This is a genomic window from Micromonospora sp. DSM 43699, assembly GCF_055517075.1.
This window is the reverse complement of the sequence record NZ_JBTMMT010000012.1, coordinates 28,612-47,607: the sequence shown is the minus strand read 5'-3', so window position 1 is coordinate 47,607 and position 18,996 is coordinate 28,612. Positions and strand designations below refer to the sequence as shown.

At 70.1% G+C, this 18,996-nt stretch carries 18 protein-coding genes, 1 tRNA gene and 1 pseudogene; 10 read left to right on the top strand and 10 right to left on the bottom strand.

Going from position 1 to position 18,996, the window contains the following annotated elements:
- Nucleotides 1–6 precede the first annotated feature (6 nt).
- Nucleotides 7–795 carry an alpha/beta hydrolase gene (locus AC0AIB_RS08970; protein ID WP_465096401.1) on the bottom strand — a complete coding sequence of 263 codons (789 nt, stop codon included), beginning with the start codon at nucleotides 793–795 and terminating at the stop codon, nucleotides 7–9.
- Between AC0AIB_RS08970 and AC0AIB_RS08965 the strand changes: the two genes are divergently transcribed.
- The 3 genes from AC0AIB_RS08965 (at nucleotide 794) to AC0AIB_RS08955 (ending at nucleotide 2,776) form a co-directional block, all read left to right on the top strand.
- Nucleotides 794–1,087: a hypothetical protein gene (locus AC0AIB_RS08965; protein WP_465096400.1), complete on the top strand. Its 294-nt coding sequence runs from the start codon at nucleotides 794–796 to the stop codon at nucleotides 1,085–1,087. The genes AC0AIB_RS08970 and AC0AIB_RS08965 overlap by 2 nt on opposite strands.
- 385 nt (nucleotides 1,088–1,472) lie before the next feature.
- Entirely contained in the window at nucleotides 1,473–2,672 is a 1,200-nt protein-coding gene (locus tag AC0AIB_RS08960; RefSeq protein WP_465096399.1) for an RtcB family protein, read from the top strand.
- 31 nt (nucleotides 2,673–2,703) lie between these two features.
- Nucleotides 2,704–2,776 (top strand) — tRNA-Arg (locus tag AC0AIB_RS08955).
- A 26-nt stretch (nucleotides 2,777–2,802) separates the two neighbouring features.
- Here AC0AIB_RS08955 and AC0AIB_RS08950 read toward each other — a convergent pair.
- The 5 genes from AC0AIB_RS08950 to AC0AIB_RS08930 form a co-directional block, all read right to left on the bottom strand.
- Entirely contained in the window at nucleotides 2,803–3,291 is a 489-nt protein-coding gene (locus AC0AIB_RS08950) for a hypothetical protein (RefSeq protein ID WP_465096398.1), read from the bottom strand.
- Nucleotides 3,292–3,410: 119 nt separating this feature from the next.
- The gene (locus AC0AIB_RS08945; protein WP_465096397.1) at nucleotides 3,411–4,628 is read right to left on the bottom strand and encodes a helix-turn-helix domain-containing protein; all 1,218 of its coding nucleotides are present in this window, start codon (nucleotides 4,626–4,628) and stop codon (nucleotides 3,411–3,413) included.
- On the bottom strand, nucleotides 4,625–4,771 hold the full coding sequence (locus AC0AIB_RS08940) for a hypothetical protein (protein WP_465096396.1): 147 nt from the start codon (nucleotides 4,769–4,771) through the stop codon (nucleotides 4,625–4,627). Before AC0AIB_RS08940 ends, AC0AIB_RS08945 begins: the two co-directional genes overlap by 4 nt.
- 184 nt (nucleotides 4,772–4,955) lie before the next feature.
- Nucleotides 4,956–5,231: a hypothetical protein gene (locus AC0AIB_RS08935; protein WP_465096395.1), complete on the bottom strand. Its 276-nt coding sequence runs from the start codon at nucleotides 5,229–5,231 to the stop codon at nucleotides 4,956–4,958.
- 517 nt (nucleotides 5,232–5,748) lie between these two features.
- Nucleotides 5,749–6,918, bottom strand: coding sequence for a helix-turn-helix domain-containing protein (locus tag AC0AIB_RS08930; RefSeq protein ID WP_465096394.1), 1,170 nt, complete (start codon nucleotides 6,916–6,918; stop codon nucleotides 5,749–5,751).
- Nucleotides 6,919–7,448: 530 nt separating this feature from the next.
- Between AC0AIB_RS08930 and AC0AIB_RS08925 the strand changes: the two genes are divergently transcribed.
- The 4 genes and pseudogenes from AC0AIB_RS08925 (at nucleotide 7,449) to AC0AIB_RS08910 (ending at nucleotide 11,067) form a co-directional block, all read left to right on the top strand.
- Nucleotides 7,449–9,212 carry a DUF6119 family protein gene (locus AC0AIB_RS08925; RefSeq protein WP_465096393.1) on the top strand — a complete coding sequence of 588 codons (1,764 nt, stop codon included), beginning with the start codon at nucleotides 7,449–7,451 and terminating at the stop codon, nucleotides 9,210–9,212.
- Between the two features lie 147 nt (nucleotides 9,213–9,359).
- Nucleotides 9,360–9,626: pseudogene (locus tag AC0AIB_RS08920) on the top strand (transcriptional regulator); the annotation flags it as partial.
- Nucleotides 9,623–10,204 carry an HD domain-containing protein gene (locus AC0AIB_RS08915; protein WP_465096392.1) on the top strand — a complete coding sequence of 194 codons (582 nt, stop codon included), beginning with the start codon at nucleotides 9,623–9,625 and terminating at the stop codon, nucleotides 10,202–10,204. The pseudogene AC0AIB_RS08920 and the gene AC0AIB_RS08915, both read left to right, overlap by 4 nt.
- A 308-nt stretch (nucleotides 10,205–10,512) precedes the next feature.
- On the top strand, nucleotides 10,513–11,067 hold the full coding sequence (locus AC0AIB_RS08910) for a hypothetical protein (protein WP_465096391.1): 555 nt from the start codon (nucleotides 10,513–10,515) through the stop codon (nucleotides 11,065–11,067).
- 122 nt (nucleotides 11,068–11,189) lie between these two features.
- Here AC0AIB_RS08910 and AC0AIB_RS08905 read toward each other — a convergent pair whose 3' ends face one another.
- Nucleotides 11,190–12,221 carry a helix-turn-helix transcriptional regulator gene (locus tag AC0AIB_RS08905; protein ID WP_465096390.1) on the bottom strand — a complete coding sequence of 344 codons (1,032 nt, stop codon included), beginning with the start codon at nucleotides 12,219–12,221 and terminating at the stop codon, nucleotides 11,190–11,192.
- Nucleotides 12,222–12,331: 110 nt separating this feature from the next.
- Here AC0AIB_RS08905 and AC0AIB_RS08900 point away from each other — a divergent pair, with 110 nt between their 5' ends.
- Nucleotides 12,332–12,793, top strand: a complete 462-nt coding sequence (locus AC0AIB_RS08900; RefSeq protein WP_465096389.1) for a VOC family protein — start codon at nucleotides 12,332–12,334, stop codon at nucleotides 12,791–12,793.
- Nucleotides 12,794–12,849: 56 nt separating this feature from the next.
- Here the strand turns inward: AC0AIB_RS08900 and AC0AIB_RS08895 are convergent, their stop codons facing one another.
- From AC0AIB_RS08895 to AC0AIB_RS08885, 3 genes are read right to left on the bottom strand one after another with little or no spacing between them, the layout of a single operon-like run.
- Entirely contained in the window at nucleotides 12,850–15,129 is a 2,280-nt protein-coding gene (locus tag AC0AIB_RS08895) for an FtsX-like permease family protein (protein WP_465096388.1), read from the bottom strand.
- Nucleotides 15,126–15,806: an ABC transporter ATP-binding protein gene (locus AC0AIB_RS08890; RefSeq protein WP_328347313.1), complete on the bottom strand. Its 681-nt coding sequence runs from the start codon at nucleotides 15,804–15,806 to the stop codon at nucleotides 15,126–15,128. The genes AC0AIB_RS08895 and AC0AIB_RS08890 overlap by 4 nt, the downstream gene beginning before the upstream one ends.
- Nucleotides 15,803–16,327, bottom strand: coding sequence for a PadR family transcriptional regulator (locus AC0AIB_RS08885; protein WP_465096387.1), 525 nt, complete (start codon nucleotides 16,325–16,327; stop codon nucleotides 15,803–15,805). Before AC0AIB_RS08885 ends, AC0AIB_RS08890 begins: the two co-directional genes overlap by 4 nt.
- Nucleotides 16,328–16,604: 277 nt before the next feature.
- On the opposite strand from AC0AIB_RS08885, the gene AC0AIB_RS08880 reads away from it, so the two are divergent.
- Nucleotides 16,605–18,341: a M28 family peptidase gene (locus AC0AIB_RS08880; protein ID WP_465096386.1), complete on the top strand. Its 1,737-nt coding sequence runs from the start codon at nucleotides 16,605–16,607 to the stop codon at nucleotides 18,339–18,341.
- An 83-nt stretch (nucleotides 18,342–18,424) separates the two neighbouring features.
- Nucleotides 18,425–18,838 carry a type II toxin-antitoxin system Phd/YefM family antitoxin gene (locus AC0AIB_RS08875; protein WP_328347307.1) on the top strand — a complete coding sequence of 138 codons (414 nt, stop codon included), beginning with the start codon at nucleotides 18,425–18,427 and terminating at the stop codon, nucleotides 18,836–18,838.
- Nucleotides 18,839–18,996 lie beyond the last annotated feature (158 nt).

Sequence of the window (18,996 nt, the reverse complement as noted above, 5' to 3'; positions counted from 1 at the left end):
CGCCGCTCAGCCGGCCGGCGGCCGGGTGCGCAGCGGCAGCCAGGCCAGCACGTCCCGGATCGTCGCGTCCCAGTACGGCCAGTCGTGGTCGCCGGGGGAGAACTCCACGGTCACCGGCACGCCCCGGTCCCGGGCGGCCTCGACGAAACGCACGTTGTCGTCGTACAGGAAGTCCTCGGTGCCGCAGGCGACGTAGAGCGGGGGAGTGTCGGGCCCGGCCCGACCCACCAGCGCGACGGTGTCGTCGTCGGGGTCGGCGGTCGGGGCGTCCCCCCAGATGGTGTGCCAGACGTCCGGATCGAGCGGACGGTCCGGGTGGTGCCGGCGGTGGGCGACGTTGAGCGCCCCCGACAGGCTTGCTGCGGCGGCGAACCGCTCCGGCTGCCGTAGCGCCCACTTCACCGCGCCGTAGCCGCCCATCGACAGCCCGGCCACGAAGGTGTCCTCCCGGCGCTCGGAGAGCCGGAAGAACGACCGGCAGACCCGGGGCAGCTCCTCGGTGAGGAAGGTCCAGTACCGGTTGCCGTGCTTCTCGTCGGAATAGAAGCTGCGCCCGACCTGCGGCATCACCACGGCCAGGCCCAGCGATGACACGTAGCGCTCGATCGCGGTCTGGCGCACCCAGGCGGTGTCGTCGTCGCTGAGGCCGTGCAGCAGGTAGAGCACAGGCGGGTCCGCGTCGGCCGTCCCCGTGGGCAGCTCCACCCGGGACGGGTCGCGTTGCGGCAGGATCACCGTCATCGAGGTGCTGAGCCCCAGTGCCTCGGAGTCGAAGTCGCAACGCATCAGTGCCATGGTCCTGGACCGTACCGGGTGGTGGCCGGGGCCGGTACGGTCGGTCCGGGCGGAGAGCCCCACCGTGCTCGTCCACGATCTCGGCCGGACGAGGCTGATCCGGCCCGGTGGCACCGGCTGGATCGGCGTGGTGGTGCTGTTCCAGTGCGGGGAGCCGTTCGCAGCGGAGCCGCTGCCGGTGCGGTTCTCCGTCGAGACCGCCGACGGGCAGGTCAGGGAGGCCCGCTACCCGGTCGCCCTCGTCGGCAGCGCCTGGCTCGACATGCTCTGCGTGATATGCGGGCCTCGATAACCGGAACGCCACCTGAGCGAACGTGGATATCCGTTTGCGGTGGTGCTGGCGTCCGCCTAGGTTCAACGGCAACGCCACACCGACCAACCAGGGAGCACACCGTGTCGCCGTACCTCAGCACCGAGACCACGCGGTCCCAGCCGCGCGGCGGTGTGCTGTTGCCAGCCGGCGAACGAGCCCGGGGTTGTCGGTGGCGATCGGGGTGGCGGCGCGGATAGCGCCAGCGCGACTGCGCAGCCGCCCACCCCACCAGGGGACCGGGCGGCTTTTTCGACCCCGACACCCGCCGAGGGGTGTAGCTCAACGGGTAGCGCACCGGATTCCAAACCCGACGGTCGCAGGTGCGAATCCTGTCACCCCTGCTCCCACGAACGAGGAGAACACGATGGCATTCACCCCGCTGCCGGGCACGAAGGCCCCGGTACGGGTCTGGACCGACCCGTACGGCATCGAGCCGCAGGCCGCCCAGCAGCTGCGCAACATCGGTGCGCTGCCCTGGGTGCAGGGCGTCGCCGTGATGCCCGACGTGCACTACGGCAAGGGCGCCACCGTCGGCTCGGTGATCGCGATGCGGCAGGCCGTCTCGCCGGCCGCCGTCGGGGTGGACATCGGCTGCGGGATGAGCGCGGTCCGGACCTCGCTCACCGCCGCCGACCTGCCCGACAACCTCGCACCACTGCGTACCGCGATCGAGGCGGTCGTGCCTGTCGGCTTCGCCAAGCGGGACGACCCGGTCGACCCGCGGCGGGTCCGGGGCCTGGAGCAGCGCGGCTGGGACGACTTCTGGGGCCGGTTCGGCACCCTGGACCGGAAGGTGGCGCAGCTGGAGAGCCGGGCCCGGCACCAGCTGGGCACCCTCGGCGGCGGCAACCACTTCATCGAGGTCTGCGTCGAGCAGGACGGCCCGGACGCCGGGCAGGTCTGGCTGATGCTGCACTCCGGTTCCCGCAACATCGGCAAGGAGTTGGCGGAGCGGCACATCGGGGTGGCCCGCGCCCTGCCGCACAACGCCGACCTGCCCGACCGGGACCTGGCGGTGTTCCTCGCCGGCACCCCGGAGATGGACGCCTACCGTCGGGACCTGTGGTGGGCGCAGGAGTACGCGCGGCGCAACCGGGCGGTCATGCTGGCCCTGCTCTGCGGCGTGGTCCGGGACGCGTTCCCGCAGGTCAGCTACGGGGAGCCGATCTCCTGCCACCACAACTACGTGGCGGAGGAGAGCTATGACGGGGTGGACGTGCTGGTGACCCGCAAGGGGGCGATCCGGGCCGGTCGGGGGGACCTGGGGATCATCCCGGGGTCGATGGGCACCGGTTCGTACATCGTGCGGGGGCGGGGGAACCAGGACGCGTACTGCTCGGCCTCGCACGGCGCGGGGCGGCGGATGTCGCGGACGAAGGCGAAGCGGACGTTCAGCACCGCCGACCTGGCGCAGCAGACCGCCGGGGTGGAGTGCCGCAAGGACGCCGGGGTGGTCGACGAGATCCCCGGCGCGTACAAGGACATCACCGAGGTGATGGCGCAGCAGGACGACCTGGTCGAGGTGGTGGCCCACCTCAAGCAGGTGATCTGTGTGAAGGGTTAGACCGGCCGACGCCCCCGGGCGTCGGTCGTGAGCCCCGGTGGCGCAGCGGACAGCGCGCCGGTCTACGAAACCGGAGAGCCCAGGTTCGAATCCTGGTCGGGGCACCGTGGCAGGCTCCCTGCCGCGATTTCTAGCCGAGGTCGTGTGCCTCCAGCCCTCGCATGATCAGCGTCTGCATCGAGCCGAACCCGTAGAGATCCGCGTCGGATGACAGGTTCGCCACCTCGCGGAGCACCGGTTCGACGTCGATGCCACATTCGCGGGCTCGGTTGCACAGCGCCCAGATCGTCATCAGCTCGTCGCGCGGATCGGCGGCTTGATCCATCGCGGAGACATGGACGAGTCGTCGGCGGAACTCTCCGACCGAATCCCACGCCACCGGTAGGTGGGCGGCCCAGCGGAAGGACGGGTGAGCCCGAAAGATGTCGCGCACCTCCGCACGGGCCGGCGCTCCGCCGGTCTCGTACGCATCCAACAGCGCATCGAGCGCGGCAGACGCCTCGGCCGCCACCCCGGCTTCGTCCACCGGCGGCTGCGCTTGCCGGATCTCGGCCATCCAGTTCGGATCGCTGAGGTCGACCGGGCGCTCGGCGATGTCCCGCAACAGATCGTCGATCACGGCGACATCCGCGCGGACCCTAGCAAGATTCATGCCGTCATTGTGCTGTCCCCAAGGAGATCCACCGGGTCGGGAGGTCCGGTAGCCGCGGCCGCTGGGCTCAGGGCTGGCGATGGGCGTCAGGGGCGGGTCAACCCGATGGTGGCGGCGAGGCGGGTGACGTCGGCCGGGGTGGGGCCGGCGCGGAGCACGGCGGTCAGGGCGGCCCGGGCGGCGGGGCGGGTGCGGGTCTCGGCCGGGGCAATGTGGTCGGCGGCGAGCAGGGCCCGTCCGGCGGCGTCGTGGTCACCGAGGTCGAGGTGGGCCCGGGTGATGTCGATGAGGTGGGCGGCGCGGTGTTCGGCGGGGAGCCGCCGCCAACCCTCCTGGTCGGTGGCCCGGCGGTGCAGGGCGACGGCTCGATGGTGGTCCCCGAGGCGGGTCGCGGTCAGGGCACGGGCGAGGTCGACGCTGGCGGAGCCGAACGTCACGCCGTCCTGGTCGTACCGTTCGTGGTCGGCGGCGAGATGGGCGGCGCGTTCGGTCAGGTCGTGGGCGGTGACGGCATCGCCGTGACCGGCGGCGGCGAGGGCGGCCTCGACGAGCAGCGTCCCGGTCAGGGCCCGTGCCGGCGGGTGGCCGTCCGCCGCCGCCGGATCGAGTTGGCGTACGGCGGTGAGCGCGGCGTTCGTGGCCAGCCGGCCCCGCCGCAGCGCGCGGAGCACCTGCGCGAGCGACACCGCCGCGAGACCCATCCGCATCGGGTCACCACGGGTGGCGGCCATCATCGCCCGGTCGGCGGCCAGCCAAGCCAGGTGCGCGTCGCCGAGCTTGACCAGTGTCTGGGCGGTGAGCCGGTAGACCCGCACCAGCAGTTCGAGCACGGGCGGGTCCACCAGGCTGACGTGGCAGGCGTGGCGGCTGTCGACGAGCAGGTCGGGCAGCATCCGCAACACCTGGGGGTGCTGCCCGTTGCGGTATGCCGTCCACGCGTAGCCCGCCTGTTCGCCGAGCTGCCGCACCGTCGCCCCGACCGGGGCGGATGCCGGAGCGTCGTGCCGGGCCAGGGCGGCCCGGACCCGTTCCACGGCGGCACCGACATCGGTGACCGGTGCCGGCGGGTGCCGACCGCCGAGCAGGAGCTGCGGCGCGACGCCGAGCGCCCCGGCCACCGTCTCGATGACGGACAGCCGATCGAGGGTACGCACACCCCGTTCGACCTTGTCGACCCAGCTCTTCGACTTGCCGATCCGGTCGGCGAAGACCTGTTGGCTCATGCCCCGGCGGGCCCGTAACTCGGCCATCCGCCGGCCGATCGGCGGCTCGGTGCCGGTGCGCTGGCGGCCTGGGCCGGTCACCGGTCGTGCCCCGGCACCGGCATGGTGTGGGTGGCCTCGCCGCAGCGGGGGCACCACCGGGACTTGACCCGGAACGCGAGCAACCCCAGCAGGAAGCCCGGCACCAACCCCCCGAACAGGACCGACAGCACATTGGAGATCACGAGCGCCCCCGCTCTCCGGCCCCGGCAGCGGGGCTGTCTGCCGGGGTGTCGTGATCGGACCAGGGGTTGACGACAGACTCGTGCTGCATGGGGCCGCTCCTACGTGGGGTCGATTCCGTGTGTGAACTGTCGGCAGGCCGGCCGGATCGGGTGTCATCCGAGGTCCTTCGGCACGGTGGCGCTCCTACTGGTCGGGTTCGCCCGGCACGGGCGTGGTACGTCGCTGCTGTACTGCTCCCGGCTGCCTGGTCCAGCCGATGAAGCGGCGGTGCAGGGGGCCGGCCGGTGCCCAGGGCATGTCCTCGGCCGCCTGGACGAAGTAGGCCCCGAGGTAGAGGGCCAGTGACACCGGCGCGTCGGCGTACTCGGCGCGCAGCTCCTGCCGGCGGGTCGGACACGGCCAGGGCCCGTCGCATCCGCCGCAACTCCAGACCGGCAGCACCGGGCCGTGGCTGGTCACCGCTCACTGTCCCCGGGCCAGTGGCCGCGCTCGATCGGAAGCCGGTGCCGGGCATGGCAGGGCAGGTCGGCTCCACACCGGCAGATGTGCCGCCATCGTCGCCAACACCACATCGGCCGGTGCCGGTGCGCGAAGGTCAGAGCAGTGGCCGACAGATACTCGTCGTACGACACGCGCCGCTTTGCTGACAAGGCAATCCCGCCCCAGGTCGGGTGCTGTGGTGCGCCTCGCGCCAGGTCCAACAACCGCCGTCGAGCGGCCCCCCGCTCCAATGCCTGGATGCGTTCCCCGACGCCGGAAACAGCCGACGGCGACGATGGGAAGCACCGGCTGACGATCCGCCGTAGAAGTCCCATACTCACCGTCATGTGGCCGACCCTCCGTCGTCAGGACGCGGAGGGCACCTGCTGATGCGCCTCGTCCCGCGTCCGGCTTCAGTGAGGTCCAGCGTTATGCCCGGCTCGCCGCCGATCCATAGGGTGAGCGTCCGCTAACCGAGTGTGCTGTCCGCTGGTGACTACCTCCCGGGTGCGTACTCCATGCACGCGTCACGCAATGTCGCCGCCTCCGGCACTCCCGACTGTTCCACTTTCGCCAGCAACTCCGCAGCCCGCCACCAGTTCGACGGCACCACCCGTCCCGACGTCACTGCCTGCGCCCCCAGCGCAACCGCCTCGTCCGGCTGGCCGGCCGTGACCAGGGCGAGACCGAGGTCGAGGCGGGCCGACGCCGACCGGCGGGGCCGTGCTCCTCCGTCGCCATACGGGTCCAACTCGGTCAGCACCGTCCGCGCCACCTGCTCGGCGCTGGGGTCACCCGCCCACGCCAACGTCGTGGCCGTGTATGCGGCGGCCTTGGCCGGGTCGTAGCGATAGTGGTGCTCGGCCCGCTCAGGAACGGGCAGATTCGCCGTCAGCCGTTCCACCCGGTCCAATGCACGCCGGGTCGCACCGACGTCTCCGATCCGCGCCCACGCCCGAGCCTCCTGAGCAGTTGCCTGGATACGGGCAGAACTTCCCTTCGGGGCGATCCGCTGCGCCTGGCGGGAGAGATCGAGTGCCGCCCGGTAGTCGCCCTGGGTCAACACGTCCCAGGCGCGGGTTTCGAGACACCACGCCTGGATCTCGCCATGCTCAGCATGTTCGGCGAGATCACGAGCAGCTCGCAGGTGAGCGACCGCAGCAGTCCGTTGCCGCAGGTCGACGTGAACCGTCGCCCGCAGCACCGCCAGCCAGCCACCGGCCACCAACAACCGCCGCTGCTGTTCAAGCGTCATCCGTCCATCCAGCAGCCGCCCCACGTAGGAAAGATGCCGCCGCACCAACGGCAACAGATCCGCCGGGGCCATCGTCGGATATGAGCTGGCAAGATCGTCAACGCCCTGCTCAATCCGATCGAGCACGTCTCCGCTGACATCACTGGCGGCAACTCTTGCCCGCAGCTCACCGGCCTCGGCCGCATGGTCGACTGGCGCATCCGCCAACCGAGCAAGCGCACCCGCCGCTTCGAGAACCCGGTCCAGGTGCCGCGCCGTGTCGATCGTCGGAGCCTTGATCCCCGCCTCCAACTCGTGCAGATGACTTTTGCTCCGATGGGCAAGCTGTCCTAGGAGACGAAGCGACAAACCTCGCCGCTGCCGAAACTCCCGCAGAGTTGCGCCGAAGCGCGGATCGACGGACGAGGCCATAGCGCCGCTCCAAGCTCACGAGGCCAGGCGACCTCAACCGGCCGCCACTTCGTCGGACGGTACCCCGACTCGTCGCGCGCCGAGTGCCCCTCGCCCTGCAAGTTCTGGGGGTTTAGTTGAGGGCTGTCCCCCGCGCATCACCCGAAGCCGGGCGTTGATCGATCCTCGACCGGCTTCGGCTTGCTCGGATCAGCCCTGTTGCTGTCCCGGGTGCTGTCGACAGCACCTGGGCTAACCGCTTCGGGGTGAACGAATGATCATGAGGTGCCGATCAGGCAGAGCACACATGCGACCTCGTTATAGTCCAGAGTCCCATCATTCGCACATGTTCGCTGCTGCCTGTGCCGTTGTCACTCGGTTGGTTGCGCTGCAGCGCCCCGGCGTTTGCCGAGGTTGTCCCAGCCGGGAACTTCCGATACCGCCCTGCGTGAACAGCGGTCGAGTCAGGTCGATCTAACCTGTTGTCAAGGACTGGCTAGTTCTTGACAGAACGGTAGAAAAAATGGCGCCTGCCTGGTAAATAGCAGTGGATGAGCGCCTTGGAAGATCCAGTCAATCCTGAAGTGCTGCCGAAGCTTCGGTTTAGTTGCTACCTCCTAAAGGCAGACATTCCGAATGTCCAATCCGCTATTAGACAACAGTATCGACCGTCTGACCCAGATGGTCGAGGTGGCGGAAAATTGAGCATGTCGCGCTTGGACCCCAGCCCGAGCGCACCCGGCGTCGTCGCCTATTTTCATGCAAAGTCGGAGAAGATTCCACCGTGGGCAAAAGCCCTCAAGCAAGTATTTCCTGAGCTTGGAAATGCCCTCAACACCTCCAATCGCCTAGTAATCTTCCTTCCGGTGGGTGATCGCCATTTTGCAGCTTGCTTCGGATATGGGAGCAGCACACTGGAATGGTCGGCAATCGAAGCAAACTTTGGCCTCCGGTTTGCCGCGAGACGCGTCAATCCGAAGTCCGTTCGCGCTTACCGTAGTAGACGAATTGATGCGGCGGGGAGAACTCAATCGATCCAGGTTCCACTAGGATCTGACATTAAGGACCTAGATGTTCCTTTTGATGGCGAGTTTGTGAGGCATCTCGCTGGTGAACTGGAGACAACTGGTCTTGAGTTCAAGGAAATCAATGCAGTTATCGCCAGCGATGCGGTGATGTTCAAGACGGAAACAGACCTCGTTAAGGTCCAGCAGGTTCTAGCCATGATCCTAAGGGAAGTTGAGACGCGTCCGGTTCGAGAAGGACTGGAGTTCGTCGACTCACTTGAACCCCTGAAGGCTAGCAGCGAAACCGCTAAACAGCTCGATATGATGCTGGCGTCAAAGCTGTTCGCGGGTTTGCCGAAAGCGGCACCATCAGTAGAGCTTTCCTCTGAACTTCAACAACTAAACGAGTACCTGCTGGAATTCTGTGCTCCAGATGAGGTTGACCTCAGCAACGTGGCGCGTGTGCGGGTGTACAAGAAGGAGCGATCGGAGGATCTCCCATCGATCGACCTAGAAGGGCTCCGATCCGCCCTCTCCCGACTGGCGGTTCGCTTGGGTGTTCGAGCACTTCAGGATGTTAGGCTGGCTGCCTACGACGAAGACGGCAATCCAACGAGTGCGCATTTGCCTTTACGAAGCTGGATCGTATTTGAGGCGGGGGACAAGGAAAAGCGCTTTATCCTGACGCTCGGACGCTGGTTTGCGCTGGCCGAAAACTACACACGGCAGCTCAATGAAGATCTAAGGAGAATTCGCGTAATCGACAGCGAGTTCTCACTTCCCGTCTGGCCGAGCAGATTCAACTCGGAGACAGCCTATAATGCGTGGGCTCCGAGCGAGGCAAACGGAGATCTGATAACTCTAGACTCCGTTGATATTCGAGCTGAAGATGGTGACGAAGTTGAATCATGCGATCTACTTCACCGCGATGGTCACCTCATACACGTGAAGCCGTACTCTGGAAGTCAGACGCTGAGCCACCTTTTCGCCCAGGCCCTGGTATCCGTTCAGCTGCTTCGCGGCGATGATCAATATCGGCGCAACTTCAAGGAGGCGGTCAAGCGAATTGATCAAAGCTTCGAGAGTGCAGCAAACTTGGCACCCGAATCCGTAATCTATGCCATCGCATTCACAAAGGAGCGAGATCTTCCCCTTGATCTTCCCAGCTTCAGCAAAGTCAACCTACGTGACTTCGCCAAAAGGCTGCGCGGCTACGGGGTTCGACCCTCGCTTTACCGGATCGATCGAGAGAAGCCCCGCAAGCAGCCGAGGCGGCGTAGCGTCATACTACCTGAGGAGGACGACTGACCCAAGAGCCGCTGCACCCGTTCCGGGAAAGGGATCTCAAGCAGGCGTCCCCTATGAACGCGGCGGGAACTTCGGCTAATTGATTCACCTGGCCCGGGCCAGTAAGCTGTCGCGCGACCAGCAACCCCGCCTCGTGCGCGTCAGCGTCACGGCTCGGTCCTCTTTCGGCACCTGGTCCAGCCTCTCGACCCAACGCACCCCTTCGTCGACCTCAACGTCCACAACACCTGGGCTCTACTCGCCGTACGACATGGTCTCACCCTCGACAACCCCGTCGAGGGCCGCATGCTCCTCAACCGCAGTACCCGGCTCCTGGACAGCGACCGCGTCTCTCCACAGTCCCGGCAGGAGCTAACGTCTATCGTCTACAGCCTGCGAGCAGACGGAGTCACCGGCACAGGGACGGGCAGATGAACGACGACCACGACGCCGCCGGAGCCATGAGCTTCATCTTCGAGGCCGGCGTACTCAAACGCGCCGCCCGCACCGGATGGTGGTTCGCCGGCATCAAGCACCCCGAGTCCATCGCCGACCACTCGTTCCGGACCGCGCTGATCGGGATGATGCTCGCTGCTATGGAAGGTGCCGACCCGGCCCGGGTGTCGATGCTGTGCGTTCTGCACGACACCCAGGAAACCCGGATCACCGACATCCCACACATCGCCAGGCGCTACCTCACCGCCGAACCCAACACCACCGTCACCGCCGACCAGGTCGCCGCCTGCCCGCCGGCCGTCGCCGACCTCATCAACGTCGCCGTCGCCGAGTATGAAGCGGGCGAGACACCGGAGGCCGTCGTCGCCCGGGACGCCGACAAACTCGAATGCCTCGTCCAGGCAGTCGAATACCGCCACCAGGGCGTCGACAACGTCCAACGCTGGATCGACAGCTCACGCGCGGCGCTGAAGACCGCCAGCGCCCACCGCCTCGCCGACGCCGCCCTCACCGGACAACCCCTCGCCTGGCTCTCCCCTCCTCCACCACCGGCATAGCCACCAGGCACCAGGTGCTTCGTCCGGCTACGCAAGTAGCGTCACAGGTATCGGGCCATCGTCCGCGTTGATGCTCCCCGGGCGTCGAGGCAGTAGGAACGCCACCGGCCAGGGCCGTGCCCTGACCGGTGACCGCATCATCGACATAACGCAGTTCCTGAGCCGGGCCGGGGCGACGATCCGCGTCAACTGACGGGTCCGTGCGGTAATCCAACCGGGGGAGGGCGTGAGTCTCACCACCGACCGGATCGTTATACCCGTAGTGTCCGAATGGCGCAGCTCGCCGTACCCCCGTAGGAGGTTCGACCATGCACCGTCGTGTGACTGCGCTGCTCGCCGCGCCGCTGCTCGCCGTGCTCGCCGCCTGCGGCACCGTCGCTGCGCAGGCCGCGCCGCAGCCGCCACCCTCGTCGCCTGTGCCGGGGCAGTCGTACTGGCCAGATCAGGAGGCGCTGATGGACGCTGGCGCTCGGGTGGGTGAGGTCGCCCCGGGTCGTTGGCCGGCCGCGTATGCCGGCGTGGCCGTGGACATGCCGGGCGGGCGCCTGCTGGTCTATCGCGTGCCGACCGCCGGTATGGACGCGGCGGTACGCGCCCTGGCGCCGGCGGTGCTGGTCGACTTCGTCGACGCCACGTACTCGGCGGCGAATCTTGAGGAATGGGCCGTTAAGGTTCGGGACGACCAGGCGTTCTGGCAGCAGCGTGGGGTGACGGTGCACAGTGTCGGCACCGATTTCGGCAGGTGCGTGACGGTGGGCCTGGCCGACCCGCAGCGCGACGGCGGGAAGGTGCTCGCCCGCTACTCCAAGGCGGCGTTGTGCGTGGAGCAGGGGCACGCCTCAGACCCGGCGACGGCGAACTGAGCCAGCGTCGAGGGTCGAGGGTGGCGTCGATGCGACCGGTGAAGTGGACGTGAACGAGGCTGACTAGTTCGTCTGGGTTCTGCCGCTGCCCTTCTCACCACCACCTGACCGGATGTCGGACCCTACCGGGACGCTCGGGGAGAGTCTCGGCATGGTGCGCTGACGTCGTCGCCAGCAGGCCGCGCTGCGGCGACGGTACGGGTGAACCGGCGGGCCAGCAGGGCGAAGGCGTCGGTGAGTTCGTCCGGGCCGACGACCGTGACGTCGGCGTCGTACCGGGCGATGGCGGCGGCGAGGCTGGGCCAGGACCAGGATCCGAGGGTGAGTCGGCAGCGGCCGGCGTCGATTTCCTCGACGAGGCCGTCGCTGGTGTAGCGGGCCACGGTCGTTGCTGGCAGGTCGAGGATCACCGTGCCCCGGCAGGGCCAGTCCGCCGACGCACCGCCCGACCCCCGGAAGACCCCGGTGAGGTACGTGGCGACGTCTCCGCCGGGCAGCGGCCGGGGGGTGAAGCGTGGCCCGTTGGGGGTGCGCAGGGTCATCCGGTCGATGCGGAAGGTTCGCCAGTCGGCCCGGTCGAGATCCCAGGCGACGAGGTACCAACGGCCGTCCCGGGTGACGACGTGATGGGGTTCGGCATGACGTGTGGGCCGGTCGGCGTGGTCGGTTCCGTAGTCGAACCGTAGGACCTCGTGGGTGCGCACGGCGGCGCTGAGGGCCAGGAGCATCCCGCCGTCGACCGGTGCGGCCGGCGTGCTGGCGGGCCGCGCGACGGCGGTGACGCTGAGCGCACCGACCCGCTGCCGCAGCCGGGCGGGCAGCACCTGCCGTACGGTGTGCAGCGCCCGCGCGGCGGCGTCCGCGAGCGCGCCGTCCGCGCCCGTCGCCGCGACCTGTAGGGCGACGGTGAGGGCGACGGCCTGTTCGTCGTCGAACAGCAGCGGGGGCAGTTCGGTGCCGGCACCGAGCCGGTAACCGCCGTCAGGGCCCTTGGCGGCAGCGATGGGGTAGCCGAGTTCCCGGAGCCGGTCGACGTCGCGGCGCACGGTACGCAGGCTGATGCCCAGGCGTTCGGCCAGCGCGGTACCGGACCAGTCCCGGCGGGTCTGCAACAGCGACAGCAGGGCGAGCAGTCGGGCGGACGTGGTCGGCATGAGCCCGATTCTGCCCGCAGTAGGTGCCACACCCTGTCACCTACTGCGGCGAATCTTGCTCCTGACCAGCCCACTTCCGGGCGTCGAGCACCATCAGCAAGGAGTCGACCATGGCCATCTCCGCCACCACGCACCTCAACTTCCGAGGTGACGCCCGAGCGGCGCTGGAGTTCTACCAGTCCGTGTTCGGTGGCCACCACACCGTCGTCAGCTACGGCGACCTCGGGATGCCGAAGGATCTGCCGGACGCCGACAGGGTCGTCTTCGGCCAGGTCACGGCCGACAACGGCTTCGCCGTCATGGCCTACGACGTGCCCAGCCAGGCCCCCGATGCGCCCGCGCCGGCCGCCACCACCCGCGAGAACGGCATGACGCTGACCGGCGAGCGGTTCTTCGTCTCCGTCCGTGGTGACACCGCCGAGGAGGTCGGCGCGCTGTGGGACAAGCTCGCCGAGGGCGCCGACCTGATCGAGGAGTACGGCCCGTCGCCGTGGGCCCCGGGCTTCGGGATGCTGACCGACCGGTTCGGTGTCACCTGGATCCTCGACGTCGCCACCCCGTACGCCGGCTGACCCTCCGCGACCCGGTCCGCAGGCCGCCGATGGACGGCGGCCTGCGGACCGGTCGGTCATTCGGTGCGCAGCCCGTCGGCGCGGGTGAGCCGCCACAGCAGGGGCAGGCTCAGCCCGGTCACCGCCAGGACGGTCAGCGCGCCGAGCCCGACGGAGAAGCCGACCACCGGCCAGGCGACCGAGACCGGGGCCTGCGCCATCCGCAGCAGGGCAGCGCCGAGGCCGAGCCCGAAGCCGACCGCCAGCACCAGCCCGACCCCGACCGGCAGGGCGGTCTGCCACAGCACCGACCAGCCGAGGGTGCTGCGTCGGGTGCCCACCGCCACCAGCATGGCCAGCAGGCGGCGGCGCTCCCGCAGCTGCTCCAGCGTGCCGACCAGCATGCTGGTGGCGATCAGCACCAGGGTGACGACGGTGCCGATGGCCAGGCCGCGCCGGATGTCGGCGAACTTGGGCGACTCGATGGTCGGGGACAGCACGGAGACGGGGGTGGTCAGGTCGATCGCGGCGGTGGCGTTGCGGACGTGTTCGACCGCGTCGGAGGCGGCCGGGTCGAGCTGGAGGTAGACGGTCGACCGCAGCGGACCGAGGGTCCGGCCGGCGACCGCGCCGGGGGTGACCAGCGCCCCGTTCTGCATCCAGCCGGCCGGGTCGGGTCGGGCCTGCGCGGCACGCGCCGTCGTGGGCACCCGCCACCGCGACCCGTCCTCGACGGTCAGCATCGCGCCGGCGGGGACAGCCACCGGGTCGCCCGGATCGGACGCCAGGAAGGTGTCCCCGTCCACGCACCGGTCGAGGCGGGCGAACTCGGCCAGCGCGGCGCAGTCGCCGATCCGGATCTCCACCGGTGGGCCCTCCGGCGAGCCGACGTTGGCCCCGGTGCTGAGGGTGCCGGTCGCGGCGGTCACCCCCTCGGCCCCGCCGAGCTGCCGCAGCACCCGGGCCAGGTCGGGCTGGTCGCGGAACTGCACCTGCACCTGCGCCCGGGAGGTGTCCTGCCCACTGGCGGTGGTGAAGTCCCCGGCGATCCCGGCGAAGAGCATCTGCAGGCCGATGGTGCCGGCGACGGCGACCGCGATGCCGTTGACCAGCCGGGCGGAGGTGGCGCTGTCCAGCTGCACCCGGCGTACCGCCAGCTGCCAGGGCACCGGGCCGCCGCGCAGCCGCCGGACCAGCAGGTCGGTCAGCCAGGGCAGCAGGGTGACAGTGCCGGTCAGCAGCAGCACCGCCCCGGCCGGCACCAGCCACCGGGTGACCCCGCCGTTCCCGTCGCGCAGACCGGCCACGGGCAGGAGCAGGGCCAGGCCGGCGGCGGGCAGCAGCAGCCGCCACCAGAGCCGACGGCGGACCGGGGCGCCGCGCCGGGTCACCCCGAGCGGCTCGACCACCACCGCGCGCAGCGCCAGCATCGCCACCAGTACGGCAAGCGCCGGCACCGCCAGCACGACGGCCAGCAGCAGTGCGACGGGCGGCCGGATGTCGGCGGCGTACACACTGATGTTGTAGAGGGTGACCAGCGGGACCAGTTGGCGGCCGGCGAGCAGGAAGCCGATGCCGACGGCGACGCCGAGCAGCGCGCCGGCGGCGGCCTCCCCGGCGGCGATCCGCCGGACCATCGTGGTGTCCGCGCCGACCAGCCGCAGCGCGGCGAGCCGGCGGTCCCGGCGTTCGCCGCCGTAGCGCACGGCGGAGCCGAGGAACACCGCGATGGGCAGCAGCAGCACCACGAAGATGACAGCCACCAGCAGCATCAGCACGGGGCTGAGACCTTCGCCGGGCAGCCCGCCGCCGAACCTGTCCAGCCGGGTCGCCCCGTGCGCGTCGGTCAGCCGGTCGTCGCCCTGGTAGTAGGCCAGCTCGTGGGGGCCGGCGAGGCCCGCGTCGGCGATGGTGCCGGTGACCCGCGCGCCGCCGAGGCGGGGGGCGAACAACGGGCCGGCGGGGGAGTCGAGCAGCCGGCGTAGGGCGGGGGAGACGACCACCTCACCGGCGGCGGGCAGGGCGGTCAGTCCCGGTGGGACGGGTGCGGCCGGTCCCTCCGGCCGCACCAGCCGGCCCCGCACCGGCCGACCCCGGAACTCGGTGTCCACCGGGTGGACCAGCAGGGTGCCGGGACCGGCCGCTACCTGTTCGCCCATCCGCAGGTCGTCGCGGGCGTCGCCGCGCGCCTGCCGGGCGTCCAGCGCGCCGGGCACGGCGGTGGCGAGCAGCAGCATGGCCACCCCGATGCCGACGCCGACGGCGGTGAGCAGCGCCCGGATCCAGCCCTCCCGGCCGCCGGTGACGGCCATCCGGGCACCCATGGCCAGGTCCGCGACCGCGCCCCGGCCGATCACGCCGCGACCTCCAGATTCCGGGTACGCCCGTCGCGCACCACGACCTCCCGGTCGGAGTACGCGGCGACCCGCGCCTCGTGGGTGACCAGCACCACCGCCGCCCCGGTGTCCCGGGCGGCCTCGGTGAGCAGCCGCATCACCCGTTCGCCGTTGAGCGAGTCGAGCGCGCCGGTCGGCTCGTCGGCGAAGATCACCCGGGGGCGGGTGACCAGCGCGCGGGCCACCGCGACGCGCTGCCCCTGGCCGCCGGAGACCTCGCCGGGGCGCTTGCCGCCGACGTCGGTCACCTCCAGCCGTTCCAGCCACTGCCCGGCCCGCTGTTCGGCCGCACGCCGGGGGACCCGGGCCAGCCGCAGCGGCAGGGCGATGTTCTCCAGGCAGGTCAGCTCGGGCACCAACTGGCCGAACTGGAAGACGAACCCGAAGGCCTCCCGGCGCAGGGCGCTGCGCCGGGCGTCGCTCATCGTGACCAGGTCCTGGCCGTCGAAGACGACCCGGCCCCGGTCGGGGCGGACGATCCCGGCCAGGCAGTGCAGCAGGGTGGACTTGCCGGAGCCGGACGACCCGAGCACCGCGACCACCTCGCCCTCGTCGATGCGCAGCGCGGCGTCGACAAGTGCCACCGTCTCGCCGAAGCGGCGGTGCAGGCCCTCGGCTGCCAGCAGCGGCGCGCTCATCGGCGCACCTGCGCGGCCAGCTCGTCGAGGCGGGCGGTGGTGAGTTCGAGCCAGCGCAGGTCGGCCTCCAGGTGGAACAGGGCGTGGTCGCAGATCAACTGCTCGGCGAGGTCGCCGTCGCGCTTGCGGCGGGTCAGGTCCCGCATCAGCCGTAGGTGCTCGGCGCGCTGCACGTCGAGCAGTTCGGCCGCCGCGCGGCCGGTGAGCAGGGCGAGCACCACCTTGGTATAGAGGACGCTCTGCAGGTAGGGCTCGGGCTGTTCCGGGCGGGCCAGCCACTGCGCCACGTCGGTGACGCCGGCCTCGGTGATGGCGTACCGCTTGCGGTCGGGGCCCTCGCCGGGCTCGACCGCCTCCACCTCGACGAGGCCGCCGCGCAGCAGCCGGGACAGAGTCGCGTAGACCTGGCCGTAGGCGACCGGGCGGGCGTGGCCGAAGTGTTCGTCGTAGCGCCGTTTGATGTCGTAGCCGTGCCGGGGGGTCGCCTCCAGCAGGCCGAGAAAGGTCTGGCCGATGGACATGCGGAGCACTATACACACCGCGTATACATGCGTTGTCTACACCCCGCGCCGAGGCTGTCGTGACCGCTTCCCGACGCCGCGCCCTGCGGTGCCCGCGAATGTGACACCGTCCGACGGATTGACCGGCAGATTGATACATGTCAGTGTTTGCTTCCCTGGCGTTTCCGCCGCGATCCCACCCCCGGATCGCGGGTCTCCCGTCCACCCCCGGTCACATCCGACAGACGGGACGGTGACGCCTGGGCGGATGCCCCGCCGACCCCCATGAGGAGCACGCATGAAGCGCAGAACCCTGGCGATCGCCGCCGTCACCGCGGTGACGCTCGCCCTGGCCGCGCCACCGGCCTCGGCCACCCCGGCCGCCCGGCCGGCCACCGCCGCGCCGGCCGTCGCCGCGCTCGCCGCGCCGGACGTCCAGGTCAGCAACGTCCAGGCGCACCTGGCCCAGTTGCAGAACATCGCCACCAGCAACGGCGGCAACCGGCGGGCCGGCTCGGCCGGCTACACCGCCTCGGTCGCCTACGTGAAGTCCAAGCTCCAGGCCGCCGGCTACACGGTCACCGAGCAGACCTGCACCAGCTGCACCTACCAGGGCAACAACGTGATCGCCGAGTGGCCGCAGGGCCCGACCACCGACGTGGTCATGTTCGGCTCGCACCTCGACGGGGTCGCCGCCGGGCCGGGCATCAACGACAACGGCTCCGGCTCGTCGGTGCTGCTGGAGAACGCCCTGGTGCTGGCCCAGCAGAACCCGACCATGACCAAGCGGGTGCGGTTCGCCTGGTGGAACGGTGAAGAGCAGGGCCTGCAGGGCTCGAAGTTCTATGTCAACTCCCTGACCACCGCCCAGAAGGGCTACATCAAGGGGTACTACAACTTCGACATGGTCGCCTCCACCAACGGCGGCTACTTCATCAACCGGGTCACCTCCACCACGGCCGCGCCGCTGAAGGCGTACTGGGACTCGCTCGGGCTGTCGCCGGAGGAGAACACCGAGGGCCAGGGCCGCTCCGACGACTACTCCTTCCAGCAGGCCGGCATCCCGACCTCGGGTTACGCGATGGGGGCCAGCGCGCGTAAGACCAGCGCCCAGGCCAGCAAGTGGGGCGGCACCGCCAACGCCGCGTACGACCCGTGCTACCACTCGTCCTGCGACACCACCAGCAACATCAACGCCACCGGCCTCAACCGCAGTGCCGACGGCGTCGCGTACGCCATCTGGGACCTCGCGGTCGGCGGCGGCACCCCGACCAACGACTTCTCCGTCGCGGTCAGCCCGACCGCCGGCAGTGTGACCCGGGGCGGGTCCACCACCGCCACGGTCAGCACCGCCACCACCAGCGGCAGCGCCCAGACCGTCGCCCTGTCGGCCTCCGGCGCACCCAGCGGCGTGACCGTCTCGTTCAGCCCGTCGTCGGTCACCTCCGGCGGCTCGGCCACCATGACGGTCAGCGCGTCGTCGAGCGCCAGCCTCGGCAGCTTCACCCTCACCGTGACCGGCACCGGCTCGGCCACCCGCACGGTCAGCTACACCCTGACCGTCACCGGCACCGGTAGCTGCACCGGCGGGCAGGTCGTCGGCAACGGCGGCTTCGAGTCGGGCACCACGCCGTGGACGGCGACCTCGGGCGTCATCACCAGCTCGGCCAGCCAGCCGGCCCGCACCGGCTCATACAAGGCGTGGCTCAACGGCAACGGCAGCACCAGCACCGACACGCTCTCCCAGTCGGTGACCGTGCCGGCCGGCTGCTCGACGTACACCCTCGCCTTCTACCTGCACATCGACACCGCCGAGCGGACCACCACCACGGCGTACGACAAGCTGGTGGTGCAGGTCGGCAGCACCACGCTGGCGACGTATTCCAACCTCAACAAGGCGACCGGCTACACGCTGCGCTCATTCGACGTCGGCGCGTACGCCGGGCAGACGGTGATCCTGAAGTTCACCGGCACCGAGGACTCCTCGCTGCAGACCAGCTTCGTCGTCGACGACGTGACGTTGCAGGCGAGCTGAACGAATCCGGGTGGGGTGGCTCGTCCGCCCCACCCGGGACCGTCATGACGATAAATGTCGTACCCGGGTCGGACCATGGGGACATGGCTGCCCCCGCGCTGTCCCACCACAGTGGTCAACCCCGATCCGTGCCGCTGCGCGAGCTGCGTACCCGGCTGACCCAGCTGATCGCGATGGCCGAGTTGACCGACACGGTCACCCTGGTCACCCGCGACGGCGACCCCCGGCCGGTCGCCGCGATCGTGCCGGCCCCCGCCGCCCGCAGCGCCGCCCAGGCCCGCGCCGACGATGAACGCCTCGCCACGGTGACCGCCGGCTGGGCACGTCGGTTGGAGGAGTCGCACCGGCAGGGCGCCCGCCGGCACGCCGCCGAGCTGCGGGCCGTGACCGACGCGCTGACCGAGGTCTGGGCCGAGCTCGACCGGCGCGTCCCACCCGGCACCGACCCGGCCGTCGACCGGCTCCGCGCAGCCCAAGCCGACCTGCGCCACGACTGACCCTCGGGCCGGCCCGACGCCCGAGGCGACCGCGTCACACCCGACGCCCGGGCTGGCCCCCCTCACCCTCGACGCCCGGGGCGGTTCCGACCCGTGCCACGACCGGCACGCCCGCGGGTAGACGCGTCGTGCCCACTCGCCTCCACTTCCCGCCCCGC

What these genes read in the sequence shown, in the direction of transcription:
- AC0AIB_RS08965 (WP_465096400.1), top strand. Translation starts at nt 794, where the DNA reads ATGGTCCTGGACCGTACCGGGTGGTGGCCGGGGCCGGTACGGTCGGTC.
- AC0AIB_RS08970 (WP_465096401.1), bottom strand. Translation starts at nt 795, where the DNA reads ATGGCACTGATGCGTTGCGACTTCGACTCCGAGGCACTGGGGCTCAGC.
- AC0AIB_RS08960 (WP_465096399.1), top strand. Translation starts at nt 1,473, where the DNA reads ATGGCATTCACCCCGCTGCCGGGCACGAAGGCCCCGGTACGGGTCTGG.
- AC0AIB_RS08930 (WP_465096394.1), bottom strand. Translation starts at nt 6,918, where the DNA reads ATGGCCTCGTCCGTCGATCCGCGCTTCGGCGCAACTCTGCGGGAGTTT.
- AC0AIB_RS08925 (WP_465096393.1), top strand. Translation starts at nt 7,449, where the DNA reads ATGAGCGCCTTGGAAGATCCAGTCAATCCTGAAGTGCTGCCGAAGCTT.
- AC0AIB_RS08915 (WP_465096392.1), top strand. Translation starts at nt 9,623, where the DNA reads ATGAACGACGACCACGACGCCGCCGGAGCCATGAGCTTCATCTTCGAG.
- AC0AIB_RS08910 (WP_465096391.1), top strand. Translation starts at nt 10,513, where the DNA reads ATGCACCGTCGTGTGACTGCGCTGCTCGCCGCGCCGCTGCTCGCCGTG.
- AC0AIB_RS08905 (WP_465096390.1), bottom strand. Translation starts at nt 12,221, where the DNA reads ATGCCGACCACGTCCGCCCGACTGCTCGCCCTGCTGTCGCTGTTGCAG.
- AC0AIB_RS08900 (WP_465096389.1), top strand. Translation starts at nt 12,332, where the DNA reads ATGGCCATCTCCGCCACCACGCACCTCAACTTCCGAGGTGACGCCCGA.
- AC0AIB_RS08890 (WP_328347313.1), bottom strand. Translation starts at nt 15,806, where the DNA reads ATGAGCGCGCCGCTGCTGGCAGCCGAGGGCCTGCACCGCCGCTTCGGC.
- AC0AIB_RS08885 (WP_465096387.1), bottom strand. Translation starts at nt 16,327, where the DNA reads ATGTCCATCGGCCAGACCTTTCTCGGCCTGCTGGAGGCGACCCCCCGG.
- AC0AIB_RS08880 (WP_465096386.1), top strand. Translation starts at nt 16,605, where the DNA reads ATGAAGCGCAGAACCCTGGCGATCGCCGCCGTCACCGCGGTGACGCTC.
- AC0AIB_RS08875 (WP_328347307.1), top strand. Translation starts at nt 18,425, where the DNA reads ATGGCTGCCCCCGCGCTGTCCCACCACAGTGGTCAACCCCGATCCGTG.